The following is a 17,088-nucleotide window of genomic DNA, read 5'->3' on the forward strand; positions in this document are numbered from 1 at the left end:
GTCGTCACAGAATCACCACCATCAGTACCACGAGAACGGCTCCGGCCAACATCGCCAACGCATACGACCGCACATATCCCGTTTGCAGCTGCCGGGACCGCGTCGATGCACCGCCGATCGTGCTCCCCACCCCGTCCACGACTGCGTCGATACCGTTGTCGGCGTGCACCAGTGCACGTGTCAGCGTCTGCCCGGGACGCATGAAAGCCGCCTCGTTGACGGCATCTCCGTAGAGATCGGCACGTGCAGCTCGGGTCAAGGGTGACACGTCCGCGGGTGGTATCGGCGGAACCTCACCCACGATGTACTTGCGGTAGGCGACGGTAGCGCCGGCCAGCACCACCACCAGCACGGCGACGGTGACCACCCACGCCGGAATCGCGTGCTCCTCGTGTGCCGATCCCACCACGGGTTCCAGCCATTCCTCGAGTCGTCCGCCCACCGCGAGGAAAGCTCCCGAGGCCACCGAACCGACGGCCAACACGATCATCGGGGCAGTCATCGTCGCCGACGCCTCGTGCGGATGTGCCTGTGCGGACCAGCGTTTCGGACCGAAGAACGTCATCAGCATCACCCGGGTCATGTAGAAGGCCGTCAGGCCTGCACCGAGCAGTGTCACGCAGCCGAGAATCGGACCGGCCACTCCCCCGGCGGCGAATGCGACTTCGATGATCGGGTCCTTGGCGAAGAAGCCGGAGAACGGCGGCAGACCGATGATGGCCAGGTAGCCGAGGCCGAACGTGACGAATGTGATCGGCATCGCGGCGCGGAGTCCACCGAACTTCCGCATGTCGGTCTCGTCGTTCATGGCGTGCATCACCGAACCCGCGCCCAGGAACAGGCCCGCTTTGAAGAAGCCGTGCGAGATCAACAGCACGATGGCGTAGGCGTACCCGGAGGGGCCGAGGCCGGCCGCGAGCACCATGTACCCGATCTGACTCATCGTCGACGCCGCGAGCGCCTTCTTGATGTCGTCCTTCGCGCAACCGATGACGGCACCGAACAGCAGGGTGACCGCCCCGACGGCGACGGTCGCCGCGCGGGCAGCAGGCGACGCCTCGAATACCGGACCCGAGCGCACGATGAGATACACCCCGGCCGTGACCATCGTGGCCGCGTGAATCAATGCCGACACCGGTGTCGGGCCCTCCATGGCGTCGCCGAGCCACGACTGCAGCGGCACCTGCGCCGACTTTCCACACGCGGCCAGCAGCAGCATCAGCGCCATGGCGGTGGCCACCGATTCGCTCGCCTCGCCGATTCCGGCGAACACGACGTCGTACTGCACGGAGCCGAAGTTGACGAACATGATCATCAGTGCGACGGCCAACCCGATATCGCCGACTCGGTTGACCACGAACGCTTTTCGGGCAGCCGATGCGGCCGACGGTTTGTGCTGCCAGAAGCCGATGAGCAGATACGACGCCAGACCGACACCCTCCCACCCGAGATAGAGACCGAGGAAGTTGTCGGCCAGAACCAGGAGCAGCATGGCTGCCAAAAACAGGTTGAGGTACGCGAAGAAGCGTCGCCGCTCGGCGTCGTGGCTCATGTAGCCGATGGAGTACACATGAATGAGCGACCCGACCCCGGTGATCAGCAGGACGAAGCAGATCGACAATTGGTCTGCGCGCAAGCCGAATTCGACCTGCAGTTCGTCTACCGGAACCCACCGGAACAGTGTCTGGGTGAGAGCACGGCCGGACTCCGCGCGCCCGAGCATCGACCCGAACACCACTGCGGCAACAGCGAACGAGGACACCGCTGTTGCCGTCGCGACGAGGTGCCCCCACCGGTCGGTGCGCCTACCACCGAGCAGCAGGAACGCCGCTCCGAAGGCCGGCAGAGCCGGCAGAAGCCACAGTATCGACATCATTTCTGCGCCCCCGTCAATTCTTCATCAGGGAGTTCTCGTCCATCGAAATCGACCGACGGGATCGGAAGATGGCCATGATGATGGCCAGGCCCACCACCACCTCGGCGGCGGCGACCACCATGGTGAAGAACGCGAACAACTGTCCGTCGAGATTGCCGTGCATGCGGGAGAAGGTGACGAACGCGAGATTGACTGCGTTGAGCATCAATTCGATGCACATGAACACGATGATGGCGTTGCGTCTGACGATGACACCCGCCGCTCCGATCGTGAACAGCAGTACGGAGAGGTACAGGTAGTTCTCCGGATTCATCGCTGGTCACCCCCGTCCACCTTGTACTGGCTCCGAGGATCGGCGAACATGGCGTTGACGGAGGACTCGGATTCGGTTCCGTCCGGCAACAGGGCGCGGCGATCGACGCCGTTGTGTCTGGCGTAGACGCCCGGGCTCGGCAGCGGTGTCACTCTCGAGCCGTCCCGGAATCGGTCCTGCGACATTTCGCGTTGACCTTTGACCGGCCCCAGAGCTTCCCGGTGCGCCAGAATCATCGCTCCGATGGTCGCAGTGATGAGGAGCGCCCCGGTCAACTCGAATGCCCACACGTACTGGACGAAGATCAGCTCGGCCAAGCCCTCGACGTTGCCGGTGGAGTTGGCGGCGTCGAGCCCGGCGAAGTCGAGCCGCCCGCTCTGGACCGAATCGCGGAGCAGTACGCCGATGATCAACAGCCCGAAACCGATTCCGATGACTACGGCCGCGATGCGGTGCCCGCGCAGGGTCTCCGTCAGCGATTCCGAGGTGTCGACTCCCACGAGCATCAGGACGAACAGGAAGAGCATCATGACCGCGCCGGTGTAGACGACGATCTGCACGACACCGAGGAACAACGCACCCTGCGCCATGTAGAACGTCGCCAGCACCACCATCGTGGCGGCGAGGAACAACGCCGAGTAGACGGCCTTCGTGCTCATCACCACGCCCAGCGCGCCGATGACGGCGACGACACCGAGGGTCCAGAACTGCACGGCTTCACCGGTGGACGTGGCGTCGAGGGCGAGCAGCACAGTGGCGTCCCGGGTGCTCATCGCGCCGAGCCAGCCTCAGGTTCGGCGGCGGGTTCGGCGGCGGGTTCGGCTTCGTGGTCGGCAGCGGACTCGGCCGTGGCCTCGTGGCCGGTGACGGTGCCCCGGTAGTAGTCCTCGGCCGAAAGGCCCGGTGCCATCGCGTGCGGCGCTGCCGTCATGTCCGGCTCCAGCGGTGCCAGCAGCGCGTCCTTCTCGTAGATCAGATCGGCTCGGTTGTCACCGGCCAACTCGTACTCGTTGGTCATCGTCAGAGCGCGTGTAGGACAGGCCTCCACACACAAGCCGCATCCGATGCACCGGAGGTAGTTGATCTGGTACACCGCGCCGTATCTCTCGCCCGGAGAGAATCTTTCGGCCTCGGTGTTGTCGGCCCCTTCGACGTAGATGGCGTCGGCCGGGCAGGCCCATGCACAGAGCTCGCAACCGATGCACTTCTCGAGGCCGTCGGCGTACCGATTGAGCTGATGCCTACCGTGATAGCGAACCTCGGTCGGCTTTTTCTCCTCCGGATACAGCTCCGTCTCGGCCTTCTTGAACATCGTCGCGAACGTGACACCGAAACCGGCGATGGGACCGAGGAATTCAGGCATCTGCGTTCTCCTTCGGTGATCCGGCGGCGCGAGAGCGCACGCCGGCGTGTCGGCTCGGAACAGTCGAGCCCAGGCCGGGAATGGGGGGTACCGGGAAGCCACCTGCCAGAGCATCGAACTCGGCGACGGGTGCAGGAGGCGGCACGTTCCGCTCCCGTGCACGACGGCGCACCATCAGCAGCAGGGAACTCAGCACCGCCACCGCAAATGTCATCGACACGACGAAGGTGACCAGAGGTACGTCGTACCGATCGGCCCCCAGCACGCGCACCGTCGCGATCACCATGACCCAGATCAGGGCAACGGGAATGAGAATTTTCCAGCCGAAGTTCATGAACTGGTCGTAGCGCAGCCTCGGCAATGTCGAACGCAGCCAGATGAAGACGAACAGGAACACCCAGACCTTGAGGGTGAACCACAGCACCGGCCACCACCCGGAATTGGCACCGCTCCACAGACTCAACGGAATCGGAGCCTGCCAGCCGCCGAGGAACAGCGTGGTCGCGAGGGCCGACACGGTGACCATGTTGATGTATTCGGCGAGCATGAACATCGCGAAACGCAGCGACGAGTACTCGGTGTGAAATCCGCCCACCAACTCGCCCTCCGCCTCGGGCAGATCGAACGGCGCGCGGTTGGTTTCACCGACCATGGCCGTGACGTACACCAGGAACGACGGCAACAGCAGGAAGATGTACCACGTGTTCTGCTGCGCTGCAACGATTCCGGACGTCGACATGGTGCCCGCGTACAGGAACACCGCAGCGAACGACAAGCCCATTGCGACCTCGTAGGAGATCACCTGCGCCGTCGACCGCAGTGCGCCCAACAACGGATACGTCGAGCCTGACGCCCACCCCGCCAACACGATCCCGTACACACCCACCGAGGTGACCGCGAGAATGTACAGAACTCCCACCGGCAGGTCGGTCATCTGCAGCGGCGTCGTCGTACCGAACACCGATACCTCGGGCCCGAACGGAATCACGGCGAAGGCCATGAACGCGGGAACCACCGAAATGATCGGAGCCAGAATGTAAATCGGCTTGTCGACGCCGGTCGGAGTGATCCCCTCCTTCAGCGCCAGCTTGATACCGTCCATCAAGGACTGCAACAACCCCCACGGACCCACTCGGTTCGGACCCACGCGCATCTGCATCCACGCCATGATCTTGCGTTCGGCATAGATCGCAACCAGCGGCGTCAGCACCAGAAACACGAAGACCGCCAAGGCCTTCCCGACAACCAACCACCACGGGTCGTTGCCGAACATCGACAGATCGGTCGGCGCGGCCACGATCATGACTGCCCACTTTCGGGTCGTTCCGCAGAACCGCGACGAATGCTCACCACCGCGCCCGACTGCACCCCGAGCGAGCGATACACCGCCGACCCGGGCGAGTTCATCGGTACCCACACCACGGCGTCGGGCAGATCGGCGATCGTCAGCGGCAATGTGATCGAGCCGCGGTCCGTCACAACGCTCACCAGGTCTCCGGTGTCGGCACCGATGGACGAGGCCGTTGCCGCCGACAATCGAACCGTGGGCATTCGACCGGTTGCGGCAAGGTTGTCCTCACCGTCCTGCATCCGTCCCGCATCGATGAGCATCCGCCACGTGGCCAGAATCGCCTCCCCTGGCCCGACGGTCTGAAGGTCCGCGCGGGGCGCAACCCGGGCCACCGCGGTGCGCGGGCCGTTCCACACACCGAGGCGAGCCAACTCGGGGCGTGCCGCAGCCGCGTCGGGCACGGCCAGTTCGACACCCATCTGTGCGGCGATGGCGTCGAGTATGCGTTGATCCGGCATCACCGCACCGGCACCGAGTGCGGTGTCGAACGTGCGAGGTCGTCCTTCCCAGTCGACGAAAGTTCCCGGTTTGTCGACGACCGGTGCCACCGGGAACACGACGTCGGCCCGGTCGGTCACAGCGCTGCGGCGAAGCTCGAGGCTCACCACGAATGCAGATCGGTCCAGTGCATCGAGCGCACCGCGGGGGTCCGGCAGATCGTCGACATCGATTCCGGCAGTGACCATGGCCCGATCCGGTCCCGCGTCGGCCAGGATCGCTGCGGTGTCACGGCCCACCCCCGCAGGCAGCTCGGGCACTCCCCACACCGCCGCCACCTCGGCGCGCGCAGCCGCGTCGGTCACCGGACGCCCGCCGGGCAGGACGTTCGGCAGCGCCCCTGCATCCAGGGCACCGCGTTCGCCGGCGCGTCGCGGAATCCAGGCCAGGCTCGCCCCCGTGTCGTCCGCCAGTTTCGAGGCAGCCGACAGACCCCCAGGAACGGAGCCGAGCCGCTCGCCCACGAGAACGATCGCACCGGGCTCTCGGAGGAGGTGCGCAATCGATTCGGTGTCACGATCGCCGACGTGCAACGCATCGAGCCACCCCGGTTCGTCACCGGGATACGCCTGCAGCAGGATGCCGTCGAGCTTCCGTAGGCCTCTACTGGAGAACGGCGCGATCGACGCCACCACGACTGTGCCTGCGCGGCGCGCCTTGCGCAGCCGCAGGAACACCAGTGGTGATTCTTCCTCGGGCTCGAAGCCGACAAGGAGCACCACCGGGGCGTTCTCGAGGTCGGTGTAGGTGACCCCGAGCCCGGTCGCGGCGATCCGTCCGGCCAGGAAGTTCGCTTCCTCTGTGCTGTGACTGCGATTGCGGAAGTCGATATCGTTGCTGTGCAACACGGTTCGGGCAAATTTGGAGTATGCGTAGGAGTCCTCGAGAGTCGATCTTCCGCCGAGCAGTACCGCAGCTCGACCGACCGCTGCGGCCAGGCCCTTCGCCGCAGCGGCTACCGCAGCCGACCACGACGTTTCGATCAGTTCACCCGAGTCGTCTCGGATCATCGGGGCGGTGATGAGATCGGGTTCGGTGGCATATTTGAACGCCCACCGTCCCTTGTCGCAGTTCCACTCTTCGTTGACCTGAGGGTCGTCCCCCGCCAGTCGACGCAGGACCTTGCCGCGTCGATGGTCCGTGCGTTGGGCGCAGCCACCGGCGCAGTGTTCGCACACGCTCGGCGACGAGGTGAGGTCGTACGGCCGCGCCCGGAACCGATATTCGGTGTTGGTCAGGGCACCGACCGGGCAGATCTGCACGGTGTTGCCCGAGAAGTACGAGTCGAACGGCTCGTTGCCGAAGATGCCCACCTGTTGAACGGCACCGCGTTCGAGCAGATCGATCGAGGGATCTCCGGCCACTTGAGCCGCGAAGCGAGTGCATCGAGCGCACAGCACGCATCGTTCCCGGTCGAGCAGAATCTCGGCCGAGAGCGGAATCGGCTTGGGGTAGGTGCGTTTGGCCTCGGTGAACCTGGACTCGGTGCGGCCCGCAGCCATCGCCTGGTTCTGGAGCGGACACTCACCGCCTTTGTCGCACACCGGGCAATCGAGCGGATGATTGATCAGCAGCAATTCCATGACTCCGCGCTGCGCCTTCTCCGCCGACTCCGATGTCACCTGAGTGCGCACGATCATGCCCTCGGTCACCGTCGTCGTGCAGGATGCCAACGGCTTGCGTTGGCCCTCCACATCGACGAGACATTGCCGGCACGCCCCCACCGGGTCGAGCAGCGGGTGATCGCAGAAGCGCGGGATCTGTACGCCCATCAGCTCGGCTGCGCGAATCACCAACGTACCCTTCGGAACACTGATCTCGTGTTCGTCGATGGTCAGAGTCACCATCTCCACTGGTGTGACCGACTGTTCAGACTGTGCCGTCACGACGTCAGCTCCTCTGCCATCAGGGTCGATCGGTGTGGATCGAACGGGCAACCCTGTTCGGTGACGTGTCGGATGTATTCGTCGCGGAAGTACTTCAGCGAGGACACGATCGGGCTTGCGGCTCCGTCTCCCAACGCGCAGAACGACTTTCCGGCAATGCCGTCTGCAATGTCGAGCAGCGTCGTGAGGTCCGCTTCGGTGCCGGTTCCGCCGTCGAGGCGCCGCAGTATCTGCACCAGCCAGTAGGTTCCTTCTCGGCACGGCGTGCATTTGCCGCAGGATTCGTGTGCGTAGAACTCCGTCCATCGCAACACCGCGCGCACCACGCACGTCGTGTCGTCGAAGATCTGCAAGGCCTTGGTTCCCAACATCGACCCGGCGGCACCGACGCCCTCGTAGTCGAGCGGCACGTCCAGGTGCTCGCCGGTGAACATCGGCGTCGACGATCCTCCCGGTGTCCAGAACTTCAGCTCGTGACCCGGCCGAACGCCACCCGCATAGTCCAGCAGTTCCCGCAGGGTGATGCCCAGCGGGGCCTCGTACTGACCGGGGCGACACACGTGGCCGGAGATCGAGTACAGGGTGAAGCCGGGAGACTTCTCGCTTCCCATCGATCGGAACCATTCGATTCCCTTGCGCAGGATCACCGGGACGCTGGCGATCGATTCCACGTTGTTGACCACCGTCGGGCGTGCGTACAGACCTGCCACCGCGGGGAAAGGTGGACGCAGTCGGGGTTGACCTCGTCGCCCTTCCAGCGAATCGAGTAGCGCCGTCTCCTCGCCGCAGATGTATGCCCCGGCCCCCGCATGGATCACCAACTCGAGGTCGAACCCCGAGCCGAGAACGTCCTTGCCCAGGTAGCCCGCGGCGTAGGCGTCGGCGACCGCGGCCTGCAGTCTGCGCAGCACCGGTACCACTTCGCCGCGAACGTAGACGAATGCGTGCGATGCACGTATTGCGTAGGCCGCGATGATGATTCCTTCGATCAACGTGTGCGGGCTCGCCATCATCAGTGGCATGTCCTTGCACGTACCCGGCTCCGACTCGTCGGCGTTGACCACCAGGTAGTGAGCTTTTCCGTCACCCTGAGGAATGAAACTCCACTTCGTTCCGGTCGGGAATCCTGCACCACCGCGGCCGCGCAGGCCGGAATCCTTGACGAATGCGATGAGATCGTCGGGGTCCATGGCAAGGGCCTTCTCGAGCCCTCGATATCCGTCGTGGCTGCGGTAGGTGTCGAGAGTCCACGAGTCCTTCTCGCCCCAGAACTCGCTCAGCACCGGCGTCAGGGCCATGTCAGTTCCCCTTCGTCGGTGGATCTGTTTCGGTGGTGTTCGGCTGCGGTGGAACGGTCGCCGAGGGTGCCGGAGCCGGTTTCTCGCGCACCGTCTCCGCCACGGCCTCGGCACCCAGATCGGGATGATCGTCCGGGTAGCCGGTGACGGCCTCGGGAGCAGACATCGAGTGCTCTCGGGCGTACCGCAGGCCGGCGAGAGTGGCTTCGCCTGCGCTGCCGGAGGATTCGAGTGCCCCGGGGCGGTCGTCGGCGAACCCGGCCAGAATTCGCTCGGTCTCGCGGAACGTGCACAGCGGAGCGCCGCGGGTCGGGGTCACCTGCGCACCGGATCGAAGCGCGTCGACCAGGTCCCGCGCCGACGCCGGAGTTCTGTTGTCGAAGAATTCCCAGTTGACCATCATCACCGGCGCGAAGTCGCACGCGGCGTTGCACTCGATGTGTTCGAGGGTGATGGCACCGTCGGCGGTGGTTCCGCCGTGGTCGATCTCGAGGTGGTCCCGCAGGGCGTCCATGATGGCGTCGCCGCCCATGACCGCGCACAGGGTGTTGGTGCACACTCCGACGCGATAGTTTCCGGTGGGCTCGCGGCGGTACATCGAGTAGAACGTCGCGACCGCGGTCACCTCTGCTCCGGTGAGATCGAGGACGCCGGAGCAGAATTCGATTCCGGCCGGCGTCAGATAGCCGTCCTCGGATTGCACCAGGTGCAGCAGCGGTAGCAACGCCGATCGCGCCTGAGGATAACGAGCGAGGATGATGTCGGCGTCTTCGCGCAGGCGGGCACGGACGTCGGCGGGATAAGACGCGCGTGCGTCGGGGCCGACAAGTTGTACGGCTTCTTCCGGGCGGGCTCCGAGTTGGACGAGCACCGGCTCCGAGCGTGGTGCGGTCATCGGTCCACCCCGCCCATCACGGGATCGATACTGGCGATGGCAGCGATGACGTCGGAGATCATGCCGCCCTCGCACATCGCGGCAACCGCCTGCAGATTGGTGAACGAGGGGTCTCTGAAATGCACTCGGTACGGCCGAGTTCCGCCGTCGCTGACGATGTGCACACCCAGTTCACCTCGCGGCGACTCCACCGTGGACAGCACTTGTCCTGCCGGCACTCGCATTCCCTCGGTCACCAATTTGAAGTGGTGGATCAACGACTCCATCGAGGTGTTCATGATGGTGCGCACGTGGTCCTGAGAATTGCCGAGACCATCGGGTCCGGAAACCAGTTCGGCCGGCCAGGCGATCTTCTTGTCGTCGATGACCACCGGTCCGGGCCGCAGGCGATCGAGAGTCTGCTCGACGATCTTGAGCGATTCCTTCATCTCTTCGACGCGAATCAGATACCGCCCGTAGCAATCGCATCCGGTGTCGGTGACAACATCGAACTCGTAGTTCTCGTACCCGCAGTAGGGGTCGGACCGGCGCAGATCGTAGGGAAGTCCGGTCGATCGAAGCACCGGACCGGTGACACCCAGGGCCATGCACCCCGTGAGGTCCAGGTAGCCGACGTTCTCGGTTCTGGCCTTCCAGATCGGGTTGTCGTTGAGCATGAGTTCGAGATCGCGTAGACGTCCGGGAAGAACCCGCAAGAGCTCGCGGACCTTGTCGATCGCGTCGGCAGGCAGATCCTGAGACAAGCCGCCGGGACGGATGTAGGCGTGGTTCATGCGAAGTCCGGTGATGGCCTCGAAGACGTCGAGAATCAGTTCGCGTTCTCGGAAGCCGAACAGCATCGCTGTCACGGCACCCAATTCCATTCCACCCGTGGCCAATGCCACGAGGTGCGACGAGATCCGATTGAGCTCCATCAGCATCACCCGGACAACCGTCGCCCGCTCGGGAATGTCGTCGGTGATGTCGAGCAGCTTCTCCACCCCGAGGCAGTACGCGGTCTCGTTGAAGAAGGGTGACAGATAGTCCATACGAGTGACGAACGTGACGCCCTGAGTCCAGTTGCGATACTCGAGATTCTTCTCGATACCGGTGTGCAGGTAGCCGATTCCGCACCGGGCCTCGGTGACGGTCTCGCCTTCGATCTCGAGAATCAACCGCAGCACACCGTGGGTGGACGGGTGTTGTGGACCCATGTTGACCACGATGCGTTCGGTGGTGGACCCGCGCGCCAGTTCGACCACGTCGTCCCAGTCCTGGCCCGACACTGCATAGATGGTTTCGTCCGTTGCGCTCATCAGTTGTACGACCTGCGCTCGTTGGGAGGTGCAACCCGGGCACCCTTGTACTCGATGGGAATTCCGCCCAGGGGATAGTCCTTGCGTTGCGGGTGGCCGACCCAGTCGTCGGGCATCTCGATTCGCGTCAGTGCGGGATGACCGTCGAAGACGATGCCGAAGAAGTCGTAGACCTCGCGCTCGTGCCAGTCGTTGGTCGGATACACCGCGCAGAGCGAAGGTGTGTGCGGATCTGCATCGGGCACAGCCACTTCCAGTCGCAGACGGCGTCCGTGGGTGATGGACACCAGATGGTAGACCGCGCGCAATTCCCGGCCGATCTGATCCGGGTAGTGCACACCCGATGCCCCCGTGCACAATTCGAATCTCAGTTCCTCGTCGTCACGCAGAGCACGGGCCACAGCGGGCACATGCTCCCGAGAGAGATGCAGTGTCAGTTCATCGCGAAAGATCACCGCACGCTCGACGGCGTCCTCGAACGGCACGGCCGCGTCACCGGCCTGGAGAACAGTGGCCAATCGATCGACCAGTGCGTCGAAGTAGCTGCCATAGGGCCGGACAGCCGTGTCCGCTGACGCCACCGGCGGCTGCAACCTGCCGTAGCCGGAGGTGTCGCCACTCCCCCGGACACCGAACATCCCGCGGGATCCGCGCGCCGTCATCGCAGCAGCCCCTTCAAATCGATGGTCGGGGTGGACGTCAGCGCTGCAGCCTCGGCAGCCGCGCGTACCTGCTCGCGATTGACACCCAGTGGCATCTCCTGAATCTTTTTGTGCAGCTCCAGGATTGCGTTGAGCAGCATCTCGGGTCGAGGTGGGCAACCGGGGAGGTAGATGTCGACGGGAACGATGTGATCGACACCCTGAACCACCGCGTAGTTGTTGAACATTCCGCCCGAGGACGCGCAGACTCCCATGGCCAAGACCCATTTCGGCTCGGCCATCTGGTCGTACACCTGCCGCAGTACGGGCCCCATCTTCTGGCTGACACGGCCTGCCACGATCATCAGGTCCGCCTGGCGGGGAGACGCACGGAACGCTTCCATGCCGAATCGCGCGAGATCGAACCGACCGGACGTGGTGGCCATCATCTCGATCGCGCAGCACGCGAGACCGAAGGTCGCGGGCCACAACGAACCCTTGCGTGCGTAGCCGGCCAACCCCTCGACGGTGGTCAGCAGAAATCCGCCGGGTAGCTTCTCTTCGAGTCCCATCGATCACACTCTTTTCGTATCCGCTCGAGGTGAGAACAGTGCATCGTGCCGTCGTCGATCAGTGTTCGGGCATCAATCCCATCCGAGCCCGCCTCGCCGCCACTCGTAGATGTAGGCCACCGACACGTTGACGACGAACAGGGCCATGGCCATCAGCCCGAATGCGCCCAGTACGTCGAGGTGGACGGCCCACGGATAGAGGAAGACGATCTCGATGTCGAAAATGATGAACAGCATGGCGGTCAGATAGAACTTCACCGGAAATCGTTGGCCCGTAGGCGCATGCATCGTGGGCTCGATGCCGCACTCGTATGCGTCGAACTTCGCTCGGTTGTACCGCGCCGGCCCCACCATGGTTCCGACCATCACCGAGAACACTGCGAACAGGACCGCAATGGCACCGAGAACGAGGATCGGAACGTAGGCGTTCATCCCGGCATCTGCTCCCTCGATCGACTACCGCGCCGACGCGTAGTAAATGCGACGGCCGTACCAATGTGACCTGAACCACACAGTATGGGTTCGGTGTCGATCTCGCGGGATTTCGAGGAGTCCAGTTTCGTAATCCGTTGACGCGCATGGGGCACTCGATCTCGCCCTTATGACAGCAGTGTGACTCAGATCACTCATTGCCCCCATGCGATCCGCTACCAGGACAACGACAAACTTCCCGACGATCCAGGCCGGCCGAAACGAGGCCGCCGCCATGAACCAGGAGAACTGATGAAGTCTATTTCCGTCTCGGCGCTCGCCGCCGAGGGACTGGGAACTGCCCTGCTCGTGATCTTCGGCGTCGGCACCGCCGTCATCGCGGGCGACACCGTCGGAACCCCGGGTATCGCCCTGGCGTTCGGGCTCACACTGCTTGCCCTCGTCTACGCGATCGGCCCGATCTCGGGATGCCACATCAACCCGGCCGTGACGATCGGAGCCCTGATAGCTCGCGCCATCACCCCGATCAAGGCTGCGTTCTACATCGCCGCCCAGGCCGTCGGTGCACTGATCGGCGCGCTGATCGTACTGGCGGTTGCGTCCGGCCGTCCCGGATACGACATGGCGTCGGACGGTTTGGGCACCAACGGATTCGGCGGCTCCTCGCCCGGAGGGTACGGGTTGGTATCGGTGGCGGTGTTCGAGACGATCGCGACCGGCCTGCTCGTCCTCGTCGTGCTGGCCACCACGGCCCCCACCGTTCACCCCGTCGTGGCGGCCGGCATCCCGATCGGCCTGACCCTGACCGTGGTTCACCTGCTGGGCATCGGAATCGACTCGACCTCGGTCAACCCTGCTCGGTCCTTCGGCCCCGCCCTCGTCGCCGGCGGCCCTGCCCTCTCACAACTGTGGGTGTTCGTGGTGTTCCCCGTGCTCGGAGCTGTTATCGCCGGCTCGATCCACCGGTTCGTGCTGACGGTGCCCGCATCGGAAAAAACGGTCTGATCTACCGCGATCGCAAGACCCCGGTACCGACGCGTCCCGAGTGCTGCCTCAGCAGATCGACCACCGCGCGCCCGAGCCGGATCGGATCCAGCGGGTGCGGAACCGCAGCCTCGGCGCGCGACCACTCGGCCAACCATGCATCGTCAGGACGTCCGATGAGCACCAACACCGGTGGACAGTCGAGGATCTCGTCCTTCAACTGTTTCGCCAGACCCAGACCGCCGACAGGTGAGGACTCGCCGTCGAGAATCGCCAACGAGACACCGCCTGCATCCATGTGCTCGATGACCACGGCCGCCGTAGCGATGTCCACGTACTCGATGTCACCGAGCGCGGGATCCGGCCGAGTTCCCACCGCAGAGCGCACCTGGGCACGGGTCGCGGCATTGCTGCTGTACACGAGCACGCGCACACGACCGGATGGACTCTCTCCAGCTGTGGCGTCGGACACACCGCGATGCTACCGCGCGTTCCCCGGGAAACGGATCGAAACAGCCACGGCCGAAGTGCATTCGACGTTCCAGCGCCGGTCAGGACTCGACGGTGACGATCACGGCGGCGGGTTCCTCGGTGGTGACCACCGTGAAGTCGGGTCGATCGGCTGCAACTCCGATGAAGGCCTGCGAGATTCCGCCGGGATCGGCCAGAAAGTCGACCGAGACGACCCCGGAATCCGCATCGCCTCGGATCCGTTCGGGCCCGGCGTACAGAGAGAGGGTGTCGCCGGAGTCGGTCGACGTACCCGACAGATCCACCTGGAGAACGGATCTTCCCGGCACAGCCATCGGTTCACTCGTGGCGTAGCGGACGGCCTCGTCGACGTACCGCACGGTGTAGGACACCGGCCCGTTGCCCGCCAACCGGAATTCGACCGTCGACGACGCCCCCAACACCACGTCGGTGACACCGACCGGCGACGCCCCAGGGAATCGCGCGCCCTCGAGGCTCGGAGGTAGCTCTGCGACCGCGGGCGGCAGAGCTTCGGTGGGTGGCACTGGGCCGGACCTGGGATCACCGACGACCAACGATCCCGTGATCGTGGTGTAGTTCGTGTCGGCCGAGACCTCCTCGACCGAATCGCTGCCGTCGTCACCGGAACAGCCTGCGAGGACGCCGATCAGCAGTGATCCGACGGCCGAGAGCGCGAGTGAAGCCCTGCGGTGGCCGTCGTACATCGCCATACCGTACTGAACGAACCGATCGGTTCGGTAGTGCAGTCCCGACGCGATTCGGTCACGATCACGCAACCCTCCGATCCTGCTAGCGTCGTCGGGTATGGAGCCGAAGAGCTATTCGTCCGGTGAGCGTGTGTTCGGGCCACCCAACGGGACGTTCGATGCGGATTGGGCTGCGACTGCACTGCGCTCGAACCGCCCCGAGTTGGACCATCCCACCTCGGTGCGCCTGGTCGAACAGGCCTGGGAGCTACTCCGAACGCAGGGACTGCGCGGAGAACGACTCACAGCCGCACTGGACCTCGAGCCCGGTCTTGCTGCTGCAGTGTCCGCGGTCGCCACCGAGACCGCCGAGCTGTACCTGGATCCTCGGTAACCCCGGGTCTCAGCTCGGACCGAACTGCGCGACCGCGAAACCGGCCACGAGCACCGCTGTACCGCCGATCTCGCCGACGATCAACGACACCATGAACAGATGCGTCCCAGGGACGGGATCCACGAACTGGTTCTCGGTGTCCGGGCGAAACCCGTGCACGGTGTAGCTCACGACGGCAGCGACGAAGAACACCAGCACCACCGCTGCGGCGATCAGATCCACCGCGACCGCCCACGCGCTGAACTGCGCCAACACAGCAAGCACCAGGGCGGCGAACGAGTACATCAATGCTGCCCGATGGGCGATGTCGACATAACGATGCGCAGTGCCATCCGGTGACGTCGACATCTGGCGGTACTTGACCACGCCCAACCCCAATGCCCACAGCAGCAGGAAACCGGCCACGAGGACGATCACCTTGGTGTCCAGCTCCAACTGCATGTCTCTCCCCCCACTGGATCCCGCACCGAACGTAGCACCGGACTTGCTACCGTTCCGTAAATGCCGGCCGACTCCGTACTGTCCCAGAACGCATTCGGCCTCCGCTTCGACTGGGGTCTTGCTGGTGCCGACGCCATCGTCGACGGCGCAGACATCGCCGTCGTCGTGGATGTCCTGTCTTTCACGACCACTCTCACGGTTGCTGTGGACGCGGGCATCGACGTCATCCCCAGTCAGTGGCGCGACGACCGAGCCACACAGTTGGCCGAGCAGTTCGACGCAGTCCTCGCAGTGGGACGATCGGCCGCCGCACCGGGCCGGATCAGCTTGTGCCCGGCCACCGTGCGGGCCGCGCCTGCCCCCGCTCGGTTGGTGCTGCCGTCACCGAACGGGTCCACCATCGCCCACGAGCTCGCGAGCACGGCCCCGCTGTGTGTCGGAGCGTCGCTGAGAAACGCATCCGCGGTAGCGCGGTGGATACGAGCCCACAACCGAAGTGCCGTGACAACCGTCATAGCGGCCGGGGAACGGTGGCCGGACGGATCCCTTCGGCCTGCAGTCGAGGACCTGTGGGGTGCCGGTGCAGTCATCGCCGCCCTGCTCGATGCCGGAGCTTCCGATGCTTCCCCGGAGGCGCGAACGGCCGCGGCCGCGTGGCGAGCCGTCGAGCACGACGTGGGCTCCGAGCTGCAGCAATGCAGCTCCGGCCGCGAATTGACCGGGATGGGACACCCGGAAGATGTAGCCATTGCAGCCGAGGTCGATTCGAGTTCCTGCGTCCCGATTCTGCGCGACGGCGTATTCGTCGACGCGACTCGGTCATGAATCGACGGGCGCTCGAAAACGACCCACGATGCCGACCCGACACGGCCGGTCGTGTCCGATATTTGGATCGGACACCCGAATCACGGATCATACGGTGGTGAGTACGGAACGAGTCGCCCCGAAGACCACCGTCGTTGTGCCGACGTACAACGAACGTGAGAACCTTCCCAAGCTCGTCCAGCTGCTGGCCGGGTTGCAGGTAGAGGGGCTCGGTGTGCTGGTGGTCGACGACAATTCGCCCGACGGCACCGGGGACATCGCCGACAAGTTGGCCATAGACGGCCCCATCGACGTCAGCGTCCTACACCGCACCGAGAAGAACGGTCTCGGACGCGCATACGTCGCAGGCATGACGAGGGCGCTCGACGAGGGTGCGGACATCGTCATTCAGATGGACGCCGATCTTTCGCACCCCACCGAGGTCATCCCGGCGATGATCGACAAACTGAACACCACGGATGCGGCCGTGGTGCTCGGATCGCGATACGTACCCGGCGGGGCGGTCGCCGCCGATTGGCCCTGGCACCGCAAGGCCCTGTCCGCGTGGGCGAACTTCTACGTCAACACCATCCTGCGCCTCGGCGTCAAGGATGCGACAGCGGGATTCAAGGCGTGGCACGCGCGCACCCTGCGCACCATCGATGTGGCCTCGGTCGAGAGCAACGGATACGCATTCCAGGTCGAGATGAACTACCGAACCGTCAAGCACGGCCTCAGTCTCGCCGAAGTGCCGATCACCTTCGAAGAGCGCAGCGAGGGCGAATCCAAGATGAGCCTGTCGGTTCAGCTCGAGTCGGCGCTGGTGCCCTGGAAGTTGTTGCTGCGCAAGAAGAAGCTCTGACCGAA

Annotated in this window: 19 protein-coding genes; 4 read left to right on the top strand and 15 right to left on the bottom strand. The window is 64.5% G+C overall.

Annotated features, from left to right (window positions below; translation table 11 throughout):
• Positions 1-4: 4 nt before the first annotated feature.
• The 12 genes from nuoL to MTX35_RS01750 form a co-directional block, all read right to left on the bottom strand.
• Entirely contained in the window at positions 5-1,876 is a 1,872-nt protein-coding gene (nuoL, locus tag MTX35_RS01695) for an NADH-quinone oxidoreductase subunit L (protein WP_243593288.1), read from the bottom strand.
• Between the two features lie 13 nt (positions 1,877-1,889).
• A complete protein-coding gene (gene nuoK, locus MTX35_RS01700; RefSeq protein ID WP_008717020.1) occupies positions 1,890-2,189 on the bottom strand; it encodes an NADH-quinone oxidoreductase subunit NuoK in 300 nt (99 codons plus the stop codon).
• Positions 2,186-2,962 (bottom strand): NADH-quinone oxidoreductase subunit J, encoded by a 777-nt coding sequence (locus MTX35_RS01705; protein WP_243593289.1) that lies wholly within the window; start codon positions 2,960-2,962, stop codon positions 2,186-2,188. The genes nuoK and MTX35_RS01705 overlap by 4 nt, the downstream gene beginning before the upstream one ends.
• Entirely contained in the window at positions 2,959-3,552 is a 594-nt protein-coding gene (gene nuoI, locus MTX35_RS01710) for an NADH-quinone oxidoreductase subunit NuoI (RefSeq protein WP_243593290.1), read from the bottom strand. Before nuoI ends, MTX35_RS01705 begins: the two co-directional genes overlap by 4 nt.
• A complete protein-coding gene (gene nuoH / locus MTX35_RS01715) occupies positions 3,545-4,855 on the bottom strand; it encodes an NADH-quinone oxidoreductase subunit NuoH (RefSeq protein ID WP_243593291.1) in 1,311 nt (436 codons plus the stop codon). Before nuoH ends, nuoI begins: the two co-directional genes overlap by 8 nt.
• Entirely contained in the window at positions 4,852-7,287 is a 2,436-nt protein-coding gene (locus MTX35_RS01720) for an NADH-quinone oxidoreductase subunit G (RefSeq protein WP_308198093.1), read from the bottom strand. The genes nuoH and MTX35_RS01720 overlap by 4 nt, the downstream gene beginning before the upstream one ends.
• Positions 7,284-8,585, bottom strand: a complete 1,302-nt coding sequence (nuoF, locus tag MTX35_RS01725) for an NADH-quinone oxidoreductase subunit NuoF (RefSeq protein WP_243593292.1) — start codon at positions 8,583-8,585, stop codon at positions 7,284-7,286. Before nuoF ends, MTX35_RS01720 begins: the two co-directional genes overlap by 4 nt.
• Before the next feature lies 1 nt (position 8,586).
• Positions 8,587-9,480 (bottom strand): NADH-quinone oxidoreductase subunit NuoE, encoded by an 894-nt coding sequence (gene nuoE / locus MTX35_RS01730; protein ID WP_243593293.1) that lies wholly within the window; start codon positions 9,478-9,480, stop codon positions 8,587-8,589.
• Complete coding sequence (nuoD, locus tag MTX35_RS01735) at positions 9,477-10,775, bottom strand: NADH dehydrogenase (quinone) subunit D (protein ID WP_243593294.1); 1,299 nt, start codon at positions 10,773-10,775, stop codon at positions 9,477-9,479. Before nuoD ends, nuoE begins: the two co-directional genes overlap by 4 nt.
• On the bottom strand, positions 10,775-11,437 hold the full coding sequence (locus MTX35_RS01740; RefSeq protein WP_243593295.1) for an NADH-quinone oxidoreductase subunit C: 663 nt from the start codon (positions 11,435-11,437) through the stop codon (positions 10,775-10,777). Before MTX35_RS01740 ends, nuoD begins: the two co-directional genes overlap by 1 nt.
• Positions 11,434-11,988, bottom strand: a complete 555-nt coding sequence (locus MTX35_RS01745; protein WP_243593296.1) for an NADH-quinone oxidoreductase subunit B family protein — start codon at positions 11,986-11,988, stop codon at positions 11,434-11,436. Before MTX35_RS01745 ends, MTX35_RS01740 begins: the two co-directional genes overlap by 4 nt.
• Before the next feature lie 72 nt (positions 11,989-12,060).
• Complete coding sequence (locus MTX35_RS01750; RefSeq protein ID WP_243593297.1) at positions 12,061-12,420, bottom strand: NADH-quinone oxidoreductase subunit A; 360 nt, start codon at positions 12,418-12,420, stop codon at positions 12,061-12,063.
• Between the two features lie 291 nt (positions 12,421-12,711).
• On the opposite strand from MTX35_RS01750, the gene MTX35_RS01755 reads away from it, so the two are divergent.
• Positions 12,712-13,425: an aquaporin gene (locus MTX35_RS01755; RefSeq protein ID WP_243593298.1), complete on the top strand. Its 714-nt coding sequence runs from the start codon at positions 12,712-12,714 to the stop codon at positions 13,423-13,425.
• Position 13,426: 1 nt separating this feature from the next.
• Here the strand turns inward: MTX35_RS01755 and MTX35_RS01760 are convergent, their stop codons facing one another.
• Both MTX35_RS01760 and MTX35_RS01765 read right to left on the bottom strand, forming a co-directional pair.
• Positions 13,427-13,876, bottom strand: a complete 450-nt coding sequence (locus MTX35_RS01760) for a hypothetical protein (protein WP_243593299.1) — start codon at positions 13,874-13,876, stop codon at positions 13,427-13,429.
• Positions 13,877-13,955: 79 nt separating this feature from the next.
• Positions 13,956-14,672, bottom strand: a complete 717-nt coding sequence (locus MTX35_RS01765) for a hypothetical protein (protein ID WP_243593300.1) — start codon at positions 14,670-14,672, stop codon at positions 13,956-13,958.
• A gap of 28 nt (positions 14,673-14,700) precedes the next feature.
• On the opposite strand from MTX35_RS01765, the gene MTX35_RS01770 reads away from it, so the two are divergent.
• Positions 14,701-14,976, top strand: coding sequence for a hypothetical protein (locus MTX35_RS01770; RefSeq protein ID WP_057477670.1), 276 nt, complete (start codon positions 14,701-14,703; stop codon positions 14,974-14,976).
• A 9-nt stretch (positions 14,977-14,985) separates the two neighbouring features.
• Here the strand turns inward: MTX35_RS01770 and MTX35_RS01775 are convergent, their stop codons facing one another.
• On the bottom strand, positions 14,986-15,417 hold the full coding sequence (locus MTX35_RS01775; protein ID WP_243593301.1) for a hypothetical protein: 432 nt from the start codon (positions 15,415-15,417) through the stop codon (positions 14,986-14,988).
• A 60-nt stretch (positions 15,418-15,477) separates the two neighbouring features.
• Between MTX35_RS01775 and MTX35_RS01780 the strand changes: the two genes are divergently transcribed.
• Both MTX35_RS01780 and MTX35_RS01785 read left to right on the top strand, forming a co-directional pair.
• The gene (locus MTX35_RS01780; protein ID WP_243593302.1) at positions 15,478-16,242 is read left to right on the top strand and encodes a 2-phosphosulfolactate phosphatase; all 765 of its coding nucleotides are present in this window, start codon (positions 15,478-15,480) and stop codon (positions 16,240-16,242) included.
• A gap of 97 nt (positions 16,243-16,339) precedes the next feature.
• Entirely contained in the window at positions 16,340-17,083 is a 744-nt protein-coding gene (locus tag MTX35_RS01785) for a polyprenol monophosphomannose synthase (protein WP_243593303.1), read from the top strand.
• The last annotated feature ends 5 nt before the right edge of the window (positions 17,084-17,088 follow it).

The sequence above is a fragment of the Rhodococcus sp. ARC_M12 genome, from assembly GCF_022810385.1.
In the GTDB taxonomy this organism is placed as follows: domain Bacteria; phylum Actinomycetota; class Actinomycetes; order Mycobacteriales; family Mycobacteriaceae; genus Rhodococcoides; species Rhodococcoides navarretei.

Coding starts and splice junctions, on each gene's coding strand:
- nuoL (WP_243593288.1), bottom strand. CDS start 1,876: ATGATGTCGATACTGTGGCTTCTGCCGGCTCTGCCGGCCTTCGGAGCG.
- nuoK (WP_008717020.1), bottom strand. CDS start 2,189: ATGAATCCGGAGAACTACCTGTACCTCTCCGTACTGCTGTTCACGATC.
- MTX35_RS01705 (WP_243593289.1), bottom strand. CDS start 2,962: ATGAGCACCCGGGACGCCACTGTGCTGCTCGCCCTCGACGCCACGTCC.
- nuoI (WP_243593290.1), bottom strand. CDS start 3,552: ATGCCTGAATTCCTCGGTCCCATCGCCGGTTTCGGTGTCACGTTCGCG.
- nuoH (WP_243593291.1), bottom strand. CDS start 4,855: ATGATCGTGGCCGCGCCGACCGATCTGTCGATGTTCGGCAACGACCCG.
- nuoF (WP_243593292.1), bottom strand. CDS start 8,585: ATGGCCCTGACGCCGGTGCTGAGCGAGTTCTGGGGCGAGAAGGACTCG.
- nuoE (WP_243593293.1), bottom strand. CDS start 9,480: ATGACCGCACCACGCTCGGAGCCGGTGCTCGTCCAACTCGGAGCCCGC.
- nuoD (WP_243593294.1), bottom strand. CDS start 10,775: ATGAGCGCAACGGACGAAACCATCTATGCAGTGTCGGGCCAGGACTGG.
- MTX35_RS01740 (WP_243593295.1), bottom strand. CDS start 11,437: ATGACGGCGCGCGGATCCCGCGGGATGTTCGGTGTCCGGGGGAGTGGC.
- MTX35_RS01745 (WP_243593296.1), bottom strand. CDS start 11,988: ATGGGACTCGAAGAGAAGCTACCCGGCGGATTTCTGCTGACCACCGTC.
- MTX35_RS01750 (WP_243593297.1), bottom strand. CDS start 12,420: ATGAACGCCTACGTTCCGATCCTCGTTCTCGGTGCCATTGCGGTCCTG.
- MTX35_RS01755 (WP_243593298.1), top strand. CDS start 12,712: ATGAAGTCTATTTCCGTCTCGGCGCTCGCCGCCGAGGGACTGGGAACT.
- MTX35_RS01770 (WP_057477670.1), top strand. CDS start 14,701: ATGGAGCCGAAGAGCTATTCGTCCGGTGAGCGTGTGTTCGGGCCACCC.
- MTX35_RS01775 (WP_243593301.1), bottom strand. CDS start 15,417: ATGCAGTTGGAGCTGGACACCAAGGTGATCGTCCTCGTGGCCGGTTTC.
- MTX35_RS01780 (WP_243593302.1), top strand. CDS start 15,478: ATGCCGGCCGACTCCGTACTGTCCCAGAACGCATTCGGCCTCCGCTTC.